We start from the raw sequence: 12655 nt of genomic DNA, 5'->3' as shown, positions 1-12655 counted from the left end.
GCCCCGATCCGCCCTCCGCATGAGCGGCCGCGCCCGTGCCGCCCGTCCGGACGCACCGGAGCGGCCGGGGCCACCGTCTCCTCGTACGCTCGAATCATGTCGGATGTGCACGCGGCCAGGCGCTCGAAGCTGCGCGACCGGTGCGCTGTCGGCCGGGCCGCCGTGCTCGTCTCCCGTCCCCCCAACGTGCGGTACCTCGCCGGTGGTGCGCCGCACGCGGCTGCGCTGCTCCTGGGGCCCGACGAGGACGTGCTGCTCTGCCCGGACACGCCCTCCGGCGACCCCGCCGAGGGCCGCGTCACCGAGGACCTGCGGCTGCTCGTGCTCCCCGCCCCCGGCGAGGACGCCGCCGTCGCCGCCGCACGGCTCGCCGCCGCGGCGGGCGCCGAGAGCCTCGCGCTGGAGGAGCACCACCTCACCGTGGCGCGGCACCGCGCCCTGGCGGCGGTGGCCCCCCGGCTCCGGCTGACCGACCTGGGCACCGCCGTGGAGCAGCAGCGGCTGATCAAGGACGACGAGGAGATCGCCTGTCTGCGGATCGGGGCCGAGATCGCCGACCAGGCGCTGGGGGAGCTGCTGGAGTCGATCCTGGTGGGACGCACCGAGCGGCACCTCGCCCTGGAGCTGGAGCGCCGGCTGGTCGACCACGGTGCCGACGGCCCGGCCTTCCCCACCTCCGTCGCCACCGGGCCGCACGCCGGCGCTGCCGGGCACCTGCCCACCGACCGGCGCGTCGAGGAGGGCGACTTCCTCTGCGTCTGCCTCGGCGCGAACTACCGCGGCTACCGCAGCGAGCTGGGCCGGACGTTCGTCATCGGCAGCACCCCCGCGACCTGGCAGATCGAGCTGTACGACCTCGTCTTCGCCGCTCAGCGGGCCGGACGGGAGGCGCTCGCGCCCGGTGCCGCGTACTGCGAGGTCGACCGCGCGGCCCGGCAGATGCTGCTCGATGGCGGTTACGGTGAGCACCTCGCCCCGTCGACCGGACACGGTGTGGGACTGGAAAACCACGAGGACCCTGAGCTGTCGCCCGCGGCCATGGGTAAACTGGACGCTTGTGTGCCGGTCACCGTCGAACCGGGGGTCCACCTCCCGGGGCGGGGCGGTGTCCGGATCGACGACACGCTCGTCGTCCGCCCCGAGGCGGACGGCGGACCCGAGCTACTCACCATCACGACCAAAGAGCTGCTCGCGCTCTGAGCCCTAGGGTTCTGGCGCGCACCTTTGGTTCCACCAGCTTCAGTCCAGGAGATTCCGCAACCGTGGCATCCACGAACGACCTCAAGAACGGCATGGTGCTCAAGCTCGACGGGGGCCAGCTCTGGTCCGTTGTCGAGTTCCAGCACGTCAAGCCCGGCAAGGGCCCTGCCTTCGTCCGCACCAAGCTGAAGCACGTGCTCTCCGGCAAGGTGGTCGACAAGACCTTCAACGCCGGCGTGAAGGTCGAAACGGCCAACGTCGACAAGCGCGGCATGCAGTTCTCGTACAAGGACGGCAGCGACTTCGTGTTCATGGACACGGAGACCTACGACCAGATCCAGATCACGCCGGAGGTCGTGGGCGACGCCGCCCGCTTCCTGCTCGAGGGCTTCGAGGCCGTGGTCGCCATGTACGAGGGCGCCCCGCTCTACATCGAGCTCCCGGCCTCGGTCGAGCTCGTGATCGAGTACACCGAGCCCGGTGTGCAGGGTGACCGTTCCACCGGCGGCAGCAAGCCGGCCCGCCTGGAGACCGGCTACGAGATCGCGGTCCCGCTCTTCATCACCTCCGGTGAGAAGATCAAGGTGGACACCCGTTCCGGCGATTACCTCGGCCGGGTGAACAAGTAACCGTGGCGGCCCGGAACAAGGCCCGCAAGCGGGCCTTCCAGATCCTGTTCGAGTCCGACCAGCGCGGTACGTCCGTGCAGACCGTGCTCGCGGACTGGATGCGGCTGGCCCGGACCGACGACCGGCAGCCGCCGGTCAACGAGTACACGATGCAGCTGGTCGAGGGGTACGCGGAGCACGCGGACCGGATCGACGAACTCATCGCCACCTATGCGGTCGGCTGGACGCTCGACCGGATGCCCGTGGTGGACCGCAACATTCTGCGGCTCGGCGCCCACGAGCTGATCTGGGAGGACGAGGTCCCGGACGCGGTGGTGATCGACGAGGCGGTGCAGCTCGCCAAGGAGTTCTCCACCGATGACTCCCCGGCCTTTGTGAACGGCCTGCTGGGCCGTCTCAAGGAGCTCAAGCCGTCGCTGCGCAGGGCGTAGCCCCGCCGCCGTACGGCCGTCACCGGGCCCGGAGCGCACTGCGCTCCGGGCCCGGACGCATATCGGCGACCGCGAGCGGTGCAGCCGGGAGAACCGCCGGCAGGTGAACCGACAGCGAGAGCCGCACCGCCCCGGAAAAGCGAAACCGCCGCCGCGAGCGGGACCCGGAAGGGTTCCGCTCGCGGCGGCGGCACGTTTCTGCAGCGGTGCCGGACGGGCCCGTGCGGGCCCGGTCGGTGGCCGACGAGGGTCAGGCGTCCTCGTGCTGCACCGCACGCCGTGCGTCGGCGTCGAGCACACCCCAGCTGATGAGCTGCTCGGTCAGCACCGAGGGGGACTGGTCGTAGATGACGGCAAGCGTGCGCAGGTCGTCCTGACGGATCGAGAGGACCTTGCCGTTGTAGTCGCCTCGCTGGCTCTGGATCGTGGCGGCGTAGCGCTGCAGCGGGCCCGCCTTCTCGGCCGGCACGTGGGCCAGGCGCTCCAGGTCCAGTACCAGCTTCGGCGGCGGCTCGGCGGCACCGCCCGGCGTGGTTCCCGGCAGCAGCTCCTGCACCGGCACCCCGTAGAAGTCCGCCAGCTCGGCAAGGCGCTGCACGGTGACCGCGCGGTCGCCGCGCTCGTAGGAACCGACGACGACGGCCTTCCAGCGGCCCTGAGACTTCTCCTCGACACCGTGCAGGGAGAGCCCCTGCTGGGTGCGGATGGCGCGAAGCTTGGCCCCGAGCTGTTTGGCGTATTCGCTGGACATATAGCTCCCCGGACGAAGGCTGGTAACTCACTGTGAGGTTACGCAGCGTAATCTCACTCGTCAAGCCGAATGGTCCGGGCCGCAGCTCGGGCGGGGTCCGGGCATGATCCGGGTCGGCTCCGGGAGGCCGCCTCCCGGCCTGTCCCTCGGCCCTGATACCGTGGGCGGCGTAATTTCGACGTCCTTTAAAGTCCGTCCCGTGAGGCGGAGAAGGAGGTCCGTTTCGTATGGACGCACCCAAGACCGCGGAACCGGCACGCCCCGTGCTGGAGGCCCCGGACATCGCGCGGGTACTCACCCGCATCGCCCACGAGATCGTCGAACGTGCCAAGGGCGCCGACGACGTGGTGCTGCTCGGCATCCCGACCCGCGGCGTCTTCCTCGCCCGTCGGCTCGCGGCCAAGCTCGAATCGATCACCGGCCGCGCCGTTCCCGTCGGCTCCCTGGACATCACCATGTACCGGGACGACCTGCGACTGCGCCCGGCCCGTGCCCTCGCCCGCACCGAGATCCCCGGTGACGACATCGACGGCCGGCTGGTCGTCCTCGTCGACGACGTGCTGTTCTCCGGCCGGACGATCCGCGCCGCGCTCGACGCGCTCGGCGACATCGGCCGCCCCCGCGGCGTGCAGCTCGCCGTCCTGGTCGACCGCGGCCACCGCGAACTCCCCATCCGTGCCGACTACGTCGGCAAGAACCTCCCGACATCGCTGCGCGAGACGGTCAAGGTCCAGCTCACCGAGGAGGACGGCCGCGACAGCGTGCTCCTCGGCGTCCGGCCCGCCGCGCCCGCGGACGCCGAGGCCACCGCTCCGGCCGCCGACGGGCAGTAGCGCCCCGCCGTCCCTCCCGTACGTCCTCCTGCCCCCGGCACGGCGGACTCCGGGCGGGGCTCCGGCCCGCTGCCCGTGCGCACCCCCGTTCACCTCCCTCACCCACGGAGACTCCGGATGCTGCACCTTCCCGGGGAGAGCCCCCGGAACCCCGGTCACCTCGTCTCGGCCGCCGACCTCTCGCGCGACGACGCCGTGCTGATCCTCGACACGGCCGAGGAGATGGCCCGGGTCGCCGACCGGCCGATCAAGAAGCTGCCGACGCTGCGCGGCCGTACCGTCGTGAACCTCTTCTTCGAGGACTCGACCCGCACCCGCATCTCGTTCGAGGCCGCCGCCAAGCGCCTCTCCGCCGATGTCATCAACTTCTCCGCCAAGGGGTCCTCGGTTTCCAAGGGCGAGTCGCTGAAGGACACCGCGCTCACCCTGGAGGCGATGGGCGCGGACGCCGTCGTCATCCGCCACCACGCCTCCGGCGCCCCGCACCGGCTGGCCACCTCCGGCTGGATCAACGGCTCCGTGGTCAACGCCGGCGACGGCACCCACGAGCACCCCACCCAGGCCCTGCTGGACGCCTTCACCATGCGCCGCCACCTGGCCGGCGCCCCGGACGGCGGCCCGACCCACCACCGGGGCCCCGGAGACGGTACCGGGCGCGACCTGGCCGGCCGCCGCATCACGATCGTCGGCGACGTCCTGCACAGCCGGGTCGCCCGCTCCAACGTCCATCTGCTGCACACCCTGGGCGCCGAGGTGACCCTGGTCGCGCCGCCCACCCTGGTGCCGATCGGCGTCGGCAGCTGGCCCTGCGAGATCAGCTACGACCTGGACGCGGTGCTTCCGAAGTCCGACGCGGTGATGATGCTGCGCGTCCAGCGCGAGCGGATGAACGCCGCCTTCTTCCCCACCGAGCGCGAGTACTCCCGCCGCTACGGCCTCGACGCCGACCGGATGGCGCGGATGCCCGATCACGCCATCGTGATGCACCCCGGCCCGATGAACCGTGGCATGGAGATCACCGCCGAGGTCGCGGACTCCGTGCGCTGCACCGCCGTCGAGCAGGTCGCCAACGGTGTCAGCATCCGGATGGCCGTCCTCTACCTGCTGCTGGGCGGCTCCGAGCCGGCCGTCAGCACCCCGCAGTCCCGCCCCGAGGAGAGCAAGTAACCATGAGCAAGACCCTGATCCGCGGCGCGAAGATCCTCGGAGGCGAGCCGCAGGACGTGATCATCGCGGACGGCGTCATCGCGGCCGTCGGCACCGGCCTGACCGCCGACGGCGACGACGTCACCGTGATCGACGCCGCCGGGAAGGTGCTGCTGCCCGGCCTCGTCGACCTGCACACCCACCTGCGCGAGCCCGGCCGCGAGGACTCCGAGACCGTCGCCACCGGCACCCGCGCCGCGGCCGTCGGCGGCTTCACCGCCGTGCACGCCATGGCCAACACCTTCCCGGTCGCCGACACCGCCGGCGTCGTCGAGCAGGTCTGGCGGCTCGGCCGGGAGTCCGGCTACTGCGACGTCCAGCCCGTCGGCGCCGTCACCGTCGGCCTGGAGGGCAAGCAGCTCGCCGAGCTCGGCGCGATGCACGAGTCCGCGGCCGGCGTCCGGGTCTTCTCCGACGACGGCAAGTGCGTGGACGACGCGGTGATCATGCGCCGGGCGCTGGAGTACGTGAAGGCTTTCGACGGCGTCGTCGCCCAGCACGCCCAGGAGCCCCGGCTGACCGAGGGCGCCCAGATGAACGAGGGCGTGGTCTCCGCGGAGCTGGGGCTCGGCGGCTGGCCGGCCGTCGCCGAGGAGTCGATCATCGCCCGTGACGTGCTGCTCGCCGCGCACGTCGGCTCCCGGGTGCACATCTGCCACCTCTCCACGGCCGGCTCGGTGGAGATCGTCCGCTGGGCCAAGTCCAAGGGCTGGAACGTGACCGCCGAGGTCACCCCGCACCACCTGCTCCTCACCGACGAGCTGGTCCGGTCCTACAACCCGGTCTACAAGGTGAACCCGCCGCTGCGCACCGAGGCCGACGTCCACGCCCTGCGCGAGGCGCTCGCCGACGGCACGATCGACTGCGTCGCCACCGACCACGCCCCGCACCCGCACGAGGACAAGGACTGCGAGTGGGGCGCCGCGGCCATGGGCATGGTCGGCCTGGAGACCGCGCTCTCGGTCGTGCAGCAGACCATGGTCGAGACCGGGCTGCTCGACTGGGCCCAGGTCGCCGACCGGATGTCGTTCCGCCCGGCGGAGATCGGCCGCCTCCAGGGGCACGGCCGTCCGGTCGCCGAGGGGGAGCCCGCCAACCTGACGCTGGTCGATCCGGCTTACCGTGGTGAGGTGGACCCCGCGGGCTTCGCCTCCCGCAGCCGCAACACCCCCTACGAGGGCCGTGAGCTGCCGGGACGCGTCACCCACACCTTCCTGCGGGGCCGGGCGACGGTCGTGGACGGGAAGCTGGCGTGACACCTCTGACCCTTCTGGCCGCGGATCTCGCGGCCGAACGGAAGTCCCAGGAAGTGACCGACTGGGCGGCGCGCATCGGCTGGGTCGTCGGCCTGCTGATCTTCATCGCCTTCGTCTACTGGCTGATGCGCGAGGGCTGGAAGTGGCGCCGGCTGCTCCAGTCCGGCCTCCCCGCGCTCCCGGCCGCGCCCGACGCCGTCGGCGAGCCGCTGCGCACCCTCAGCGGGCGCTACCACGGCAGCACCACCGCCGGGCAGTGGCTCGACCGGATCGTCGCCCACGGCCTGGGCGTCCGCAGCCGGGCCGAGCTGGCCCTGCACCCCGAGGGCCTGGCCGTGGTCCGCCCCGGCGCCCAGGACTTCTTCGTCCCGGTGGCCGCGCTGCGCGGCGCCCGGCTCGACAAGGGCATCGCGGGCAAGGTCCTCACCGAGGGCGGGCTGCTGGTGATCACCTGGCAGCACGCGGACACCCTGATCGACTCCGGCTTCCGCTCCGACCACGCCGCCGAGCACCCGGCCTGGGTCGAAGCCCTGAACGAACTCTCCGGCGACACCGGTGTCGCCGAACCGCACCACCAGGAAGGCGCACGATGACCACCTCCACCCGGGGGGACAGGACCCCCGCCGTACTCGTCCTGGAGGACGGCCGTACCTTCCGCGGCAGTGCCTACGGCGCCGTGGGGGAGACCTTCGGCGAGGCCGTCTTCTCCACCGGCATGACCGGCTACCAGGAGACCCTGACCGACCCGTCGTACCACCGCCAGGTCGTCGTCATGACCGCCCCGCACGTCGGCAACACCGGCGTCAACGACGAGGACGCCGAGTCCGCGAGGATCTGGGTCTCCGGCTACGTCGTGCGCGACCCCGCCCGGATCCCCTCCAACTGGCGCTCCGTCCGCACCCTGGACGAGGAGCTCACCGCGCAGGGCGTCGTCGGCATCAGCGGCATCGACACCCGCGCCCTCACCCGCCACCTGCGGGAGCGCGGCGCGATGCGGGTCGGCATCTTCTCCGGCCCCGCCCTGGAGTCCGCCGACGACGCGGCGCTGCTCGCCCGGGTGCAGGCCGCGCCGCAGATGAAGGGCGCGGACCTCAGCGCCGAGGTCGCCACCACCGAGACGTACGTCGTCCCGGCGGTCGGCACCAAGCGCTTCACCGTCGCCGCGGTCGACCTCGGCATCAAGGGCATGACCCCGCAGCGGATGGCCGAGCGCGGCATCGAGGTGCACGTCCTGCCCGCCACCGCCACCGTCGAGGACATCTACGCGGTCCAGCCGGACGGCGTGTTCTTCTCCAACGGCCCCGGCGACCCGGCCACCGCCGACCACCCGGTCTCCGTGATGCGGGGCGTGCTGGAGCGGAAGACCCCGCTCTTCGGCATCTGCTTCGGCAACCAGATCCTCGGCCGCGCGCTCGGCTTCGGCACCTTCAAGCTGAAGTACGGCCACCGGGGCATCAACCAGCCCGTGCAGGACCGCACGACCGGCAAGGTCGAGGTCACCGCGCACAACCACGGCTTCGCCGTCGACGCCCCGCTGGACCGCGACTCCGACACCCCCTACGGCCGGGCCCAGGTCAGCCACGTCTGCCTCAACGACCAGGTCGTCGAGGGACTCCAGCTGCTCGACCAGCCCGCGTTCAGCGTCCAGTACCACCCCGAAGCAGCCGCAGGCCCGCACGACGCCGCCTACCTGTTCGACCGCTTCGTCAGCCTGATGGAGGGCCAGCGTGCCTAAGCGCACCGACATCCAGTCCGTCCTGGTCATCGGCTCCGGCCCGATCGTCATCGGCCAGGCCGCCGAGTTCGACTACTCCGGCACCCAGGCCTGCCGCGTCCTCAAGTCCGAGGGCCTGCGCGTCATCCTGGTCAACTCCAACCCCGCGACGATCATGACCGACCCGGAGATCGCCGACGCCACGTACGTCGAGCCGATCACCCCGGACTACGTCGAGAAGATCATCGCCAAGGAGCGCCCCGACGCGCTCCTGCCCACCCTCGGCGGCCAGACCGCGCTCAACACCGCCATCTCCCTGCACGAGGCGGGCACCCTCGAGAAGTACGGCGTCGAGCTGATCGGCGCCAACGTCGAGGCGATCAACAAGGGCGAGGACCGCGACCTGTTCAAGGAGGTCGTCGAGGCCGTCAACGCCAAGATCGGCCACGGCGAGTCCGCCCGCTCGGTCATCTGCCACAGCATGGACGACGTCCTCGCGGGCGTCGACACGCTCGGCGGCTACCCGGTCGTGGTCCGCCCCTCCTTCACCATGGGCGGCGCCGGCTCCGGCTTCGCCCACGACGAGGAGGAGCTGCGCCGGATCGCCGGCCAGGGCCTGACGCTCTCGCCCACCACCGAGGTGCTCCTGGAGGAGTCCATCCTCGGCTGGAAGGAGTACGAGCTGGAGCTGATGCGCGACAAGCACGACAACGTCGTGGTCGTCTGCTCCATCGAGAACTTCGACCCGATGGGCGTGCACACCGGTGACTCGATCACCGTCGCTCCGGCGATGACGCTCACCGACCGCGAGTACCAGGTCCTCCGCGACGTCGGCATCGCCGTCATCCGCGAGGTCGGTGTCGACACCGGCGGCTGCAACATCCAGTTCGCGGTCAACCCCGAGGACGGCCGGGTCATCGTCATCGAGATGAACCCGCGCGTCTCCCGGTCCTCCGCGCTGGCCTCCAAGGCCACCGGCTTCCCGATCGCGAAGATCGCGGCCCGGCTCGCCGTCGGCTACACCCTCGACGAGATCCCCAACGACATCACCGAGAAGACCCCGGCGTCCTTCGAGCCCGCGCTCGACTACGTCGTCGTCAAGGTGCCGCGGTTCGCGTTCGAGAAGTTCCCCGCCGCCGACGCCACCCTCACCACCACCATGAAGTCGGTGGGCGAGGCCATGGCCATCGGCCGGAACTTCCCCGAGGCGCTGCAGAAGGCGCTGCGCTCGCTGGAGAAGAAGGGCAGCCAGTTCGCGTTCACCGGTGACCCGGGGGACAAGGGCGCGCTGCTGCTCGCCTCCGAGGTGCCCACCGACGGCCGGATCAACACCGTCATGCAGGCCATCCGGGCCGGCGCCACCCCGCAGGAGGTCTTCGACGCCACGAAGATCGACCCGTGGTTCGTCGACCAGCTCTTCCTGATCAAGGAGATCGCGGACGACATCGCGGCGGCCGACAAGCTCGGCCCCGAGCTGCTCGCCGACGCCAAGCGGCACGGCTTCTCCGACGCTCAGGTCGCCGGCATCCGCTCGCTGCGCGAGGACGTCGTCCGCGAGGTCCGGCACGCCCTCGGCGTCCGGCCCGTCTACAAGACGGTCGACACCTGCGCCGCCGAATTCGCCGCGAAGACCCCGTACTTCTACTCGTCCTACGACGAGGAGAGCGAGGTCGCGCCGCGCGAGAAGCCCGCCGTGATCATCCTCGGCTCGGGCCCCAACCGCATCGGCCAGGGCATCGAGTTCGACTACTCCTGCGTCCACGCCTCCTTCGCGCTGAGCGACGCGGGCTACGAGACCGTGATGGTCAACTGCAACCCGGAGACCGTCTCCACCGACTACGACACCTCCGACCGGCTGTACTTCGAGCCGCTCACCCTGGAGGACGTCCTGGAGATCGTCCACGCCGAGCAGCAGGCCGGGCCGGTCGCGGGCGTCGTCGTCCAGCTCGGCGGCCAGACCCCGCTGGGTCTCGCCCAGGCGCTCAAGGACAACGGCGTACCGATCGTCGGCACCTCCCCGGAGGCGATCCACGCCGCCGAGGACCGCGGGGCCTTCGGCCGCGTACTGACCGACGCCGGGCTGCCCGCGCCGAAGTACGGCACCGCGTTCTCCTTCGACGAGGCCAAGGAGATCGCCGCCGAGATCGGCTACCCGGTCATGGTCCGCCCGTCCTACGTCCTCGGCGGCCGCGGCATGGAGATCGTCTACGACGAGCCCTCGCTGGCCGAGTACCTGGAGCGGCACGCCGGACTGATCTCCGAGCACCCGGTCCTCATCGACCGGTTCCTCGACGACGCCATCGAGATCGACGTGGACGCCCTCTACGACGGCCACGAGCTCTACCTCGGCGGCGTCATGGAGCACATCGAGGAGGCCGGCATCCACTCCGGTGACTCGGCCTGCGCGCTGCCCCCGATCACCCTCGGCGGCTTCGACATCAAGCGGCTCCGCGCCTCCACCGAGGCCATCGCCAAGGGCGTCGGCGTCCGCGGACTGATCAACATCCAGTTCGCCATGGCCGGGGACATCCTCTACGTCCTCGAGGCCAACCCGCGGGCCTCCCGCACGGTGCCGTTCACCTCCAAGGCGACCGCCGTGCCGCTGGCGAAGGCCGCCGCCCGGATCTCGCTGGGCGCGACCATCGCCGAGCTGCGCGCCGAGGGCCTGCTCCCGACGGCCGGGGACGGCGGCACGCTGCCGCTGGACGCCCCGATCTCCGTCAAGGAGGCCGTGATGCCGTGGAGCCGCTTCCGGGACGCCTCGGGGCGCGGTGTGGACACCGTCCTCGGCCCGGAGATGCGCTCCACCGGCGAGGTCATGGGCATCGACACGGTCTTCGGCACGGCGTACGCCAAGTCGCAGGCCGGGGCGTACGGCGCGCTGCCCACCAAGGGGCGGGCGTTCGTCTCCGTCGCCAACCGCGACAAGCGCTCGATGATCTTCCCGGCGCGGGAGCTGGTCGCCATGGGCTTCGAGCTCCTCGCCACCTCCGGCACCGCCGAGGTCCTCAAGCGCAACGGCATCAACGCCACCGTCGTGCGCAAGCAGAGCGAGGGCGAGGGCCCGGACGGCGAGCGGACCATCGTCCAGCTCATCCACGACGGCCGGGTGGACCTGATCGTCAACACCCCGTACGGCACCGGCGGCCGCCTCGACGGCTACGACATCCGTACGGCGGCCGTGGCCCGCGGGGTGCCCTGCCTGACCACCGTGCAGGCGCTGGCCGCCGCGGTCCAGGGCATCGAGGCGCTCAGCCGCGGCGACATCGGCGTCCGCTCCCTCCAGGAGCACGCGCAACACCTGACCGCGGCCCGCGAGGTCTGATCGGGCCGGGCCCGGTGCCGCACCGCGCGGGGGAGGCGACGTCATGGCGGGAGCCAGGACGGACGCCGCCCGGCGTGGTGCGGCACCGCGCCCCGTGAGCCCGGCATGATCCGATCCGGGCGGCCCCGGCACCGAGAGAGGGGGACACCGGCCGGTGTCCCCCTCTTCATGAGCTCACCCGTCTCCGTGAGCTCACCCGTCCCCACCTCCGGCGGGCTCCGCAGGAGACCCCGGCCCCGCGCAGAAAGCACCCCATGTACCGTCTCCTCTTCGATCTGCTCTTCCGGCGGATGGACCCCGAGCAGGCCCACCACCTGGCCTTCGGCTGGATCCGGCGCGTCGCCCGCATCCCGGTGCTGCGCACCTTGGCCGCCGCCGTGCTCGCCCCGCGCCACAAGGCGCTGCGCACCACGGCCCTCGGCCGGCGGATGCACGGCCCCTTCGGACTGGCCGCCGGCTTCGACAAGAACGCCGTGGCCATCGACGGCATGGCGATGCTCGGCTTCGACCACGTCGAGATCGGCACGGTCACCGCGCAGCCCCAGCCCGGCAACCCGAAGCAGCGTCTCTTCCGACTGATCCCGGACCGCGCCCTGATCAACCGGATGGGCTTCAACAACGACGGGTCGGCGGCGGTGGCCGCCCGCCTCGCGGCCCGCAACCCGGTCTTCCCGACCACTGTCGGCGTCAACATCGGCAAGACCAAGGTCGTCCCCGAGGAGGAGGCCGTCGCCGACTACGTGACCTCCACCGAGCGCCTCGCCGCGCACGCCGACTACCTGGTCGTCAACGTCTCGTCGCCGAACACCCCCGGACTGCGGAACCTCCAGGCCGTCGACCACTTGCGCCCGCTGCTCTCCGCGGTGCGCGAGGCCGCCGACCGCACCGTCACCGACCGCCGTGTCCCGCTGCTCGTCAAGATCGCCCCGGACCTGGCCGACGAGGACGTCGACGCCGTCGCCGACCTCGCCCTGGAGCTCGGCCTCGACGGCATCATCGCCACCAACACCACCATCGCCCGCGAGGGCCTGGGCCTGGCCACCTCCGCGCAGGAGATCGAGCGGATCGGGGCCGGCGGGCTGTCCGGCGCCCCGGTCAAGGCCCGCTCCCTGGAGGTGCTGCGCCGGCTCTACGCCCGGGTCGGCGACCGGATCACCCTGATCGGCGTCGGCGGCGTCACCACCGCCGACGACGTCTGGGAGCGCATCCTCGCCGGAGCCACCCTCGTCCAGGGCTACAGCGCGTTCATCTACGAAGGCCCCTTCTGGTGCCGGGAGATCCACCGCGGCCTCGCCGCCCGCCTCGCCGCC

At 71.8% G+C, this 12655-nt stretch carries 11 protein-coding genes; 10 read left to right on the top strand and 1 reads right to left on the bottom strand.

The annotated features are described in order from the left end of the window. Positions 1 to 96 precede the first annotated feature (96 nt). The 3 genes from ABT112_RS14195 to nusB all read left to right on the top strand — a co-directional run bounded on the left by ABT112_RS14195 (position 97) and on the right by nusB (position 2260). Positions 97 to 1200 carry a M24 family metallopeptidase gene (locus tag ABT112_RS14195; protein WP_351509180.1) on the top strand — a complete coding sequence of 368 codons (1104 nt, stop codon included), beginning with the start codon at positions 97 to 99 and terminating at the stop codon, positions 1198 to 1200. Between the two features lie 62 nt (positions 1201 to 1262). Beyond that, positions 1263 to 1829, top strand: coding sequence for an elongation factor P (efp, locus tag ABT112_RS14190; protein WP_351509178.1), 567 nt, complete (start codon positions 1263 to 1265; stop codon positions 1827 to 1829). 2 nt (positions 1830 to 1831) lie between these two features. Then, a complete protein-coding gene (gene nusB, locus ABT112_RS14185) occupies positions 1832 to 2260 on the top strand; it encodes a transcription antitermination factor NusB (RefSeq protein WP_351509176.1) in 429 nt (142 codons plus the stop codon). Positions 2261 to 2510: 250 nt separating this feature from the next. On the opposite strand, the gene bldD is transcribed toward nusB, so the two are convergent. Next, a complete protein-coding gene (gene bldD, locus ABT112_RS14180; RefSeq protein WP_004948690.1) occupies positions 2511 to 3011 on the bottom strand; it encodes a transcriptional regulator BldD in 501 nt (166 codons plus the stop codon). 227 nt (positions 3012 to 3238) lie between these two features. On the opposite strand from bldD, the gene pyrR reads away from it, so the two are divergent. From pyrR to ABT112_RS14145, 7 genes are all read left to right on the top strand, one after another. Continuing rightward, the gene (gene pyrR, locus ABT112_RS14175; protein WP_351509173.1) at positions 3239 to 3844 is read left to right on the top strand and encodes a bifunctional pyr operon transcriptional regulator/uracil phosphoribosyltransferase PyrR; all 606 of its coding nucleotides are present in this window, start codon (positions 3239 to 3241) and stop codon (positions 3842 to 3844) included. A gap of 117 nt (positions 3845 to 3961) precedes the next feature. Continuing rightward, on the top strand, positions 3962 to 5011 hold the full coding sequence (locus ABT112_RS14170; protein WP_351509172.1) for an aspartate carbamoyltransferase catalytic subunit: 1050 nt from the start codon (positions 3962 to 3964) through the stop codon (positions 5009 to 5011). A 2-nt stretch (positions 5012 to 5013) separates the two neighbouring features. Continuing rightward, a complete protein-coding gene (locus tag ABT112_RS14165; protein ID WP_351509170.1) occupies positions 5014 to 6306 on the top strand; it encodes a dihydroorotase in 1293 nt (430 codons plus the stop codon). Further along, entirely contained in the window at positions 6303 to 6899 is a 597-nt protein-coding gene (locus ABT112_RS14160) for a PH-like domain-containing protein (RefSeq protein WP_351509168.1), read from the top strand. Before ABT112_RS14165 ends, ABT112_RS14160 begins: the two co-directional genes overlap by 4 nt. Continuing rightward, on the top strand, positions 6896 to 8041 hold the full coding sequence (carA, locus tag ABT112_RS14155) for a glutamine-hydrolyzing carbamoyl-phosphate synthase small subunit (protein WP_351509166.1): 1146 nt from the start codon (positions 6896 to 6898) through the stop codon (positions 8039 to 8041). The genes ABT112_RS14160 and carA overlap by 4 nt, the downstream gene beginning before the upstream one ends. Next, positions 8034 to 11345: a carbamoyl-phosphate synthase large subunit gene (gene carB / locus ABT112_RS14150; RefSeq protein ID WP_351509164.1), complete on the top strand. Its 3312-nt coding sequence runs from the start codon at positions 8034 to 8036 to the stop codon at positions 11343 to 11345. The genes carA and carB overlap by 8 nt, the downstream gene beginning before the upstream one ends. Before the next feature lie 254 nt (positions 11346 to 11599). Beyond that, positions 11600 to 12655, top strand: a 1056-nt coding sequence (locus tag ABT112_RS14145; protein WP_351509162.1) for a quinone-dependent dihydroorotate dehydrogenase, incomplete at its 3' end; no start/stop codon positions are given.

It is taken from the genome of Streptomyces sp. NPDC002055 (assembly GCF_040296705.1).
In the GTDB taxonomy this organism is placed as follows: Bacteria; Actinomycetota; Actinomycetes; order Streptomycetales; family Streptomycetaceae; genus Streptomyces.
Note: the sequence above shows the minus strand (reverse complement) of the source record. Positions and strands in the feature narration are given on the sequence as shown.

Excerpts from the sequence above, each read along its gene's own strand:
- ABT112_RS14170 (WP_351509172.1), top strand. The coding sequence starts at position 3,962 with ATGCTGCACCTTCCCGGGGAGAGCCCCCGGAACCCCGGTCACCTCGTC.
- carA (WP_351509166.1), top strand. The coding sequence starts at position 6,896 with ATGACCACCTCCACCCGGGGGGACAGGACCCCCGCCGTACTCGTCCTG.
- pyrR (WP_351509173.1), top strand. The coding sequence starts at position 3,239 with ATGGACGCACCCAAGACCGCGGAACCGGCACGCCCCGTGCTGGAGGCC.
- ABT112_RS14165 (WP_351509170.1), top strand. The coding sequence starts at position 5,014 with ATGAGCAAGACCCTGATCCGCGGCGCGAAGATCCTCGGAGGCGAGCCG.
- ABT112_RS14195 (WP_351509180.1), top strand. The coding sequence starts at position 97 with ATGTCGGATGTGCACGCGGCCAGGCGCTCGAAGCTGCGCGACCGGTGC.
- bldD (WP_004948690.1), bottom strand. The coding sequence starts at position 3,011 with ATGTCCAGCGAATACGCCAAACAGCTCGGGGCCAAGCTTCGCGCCATC.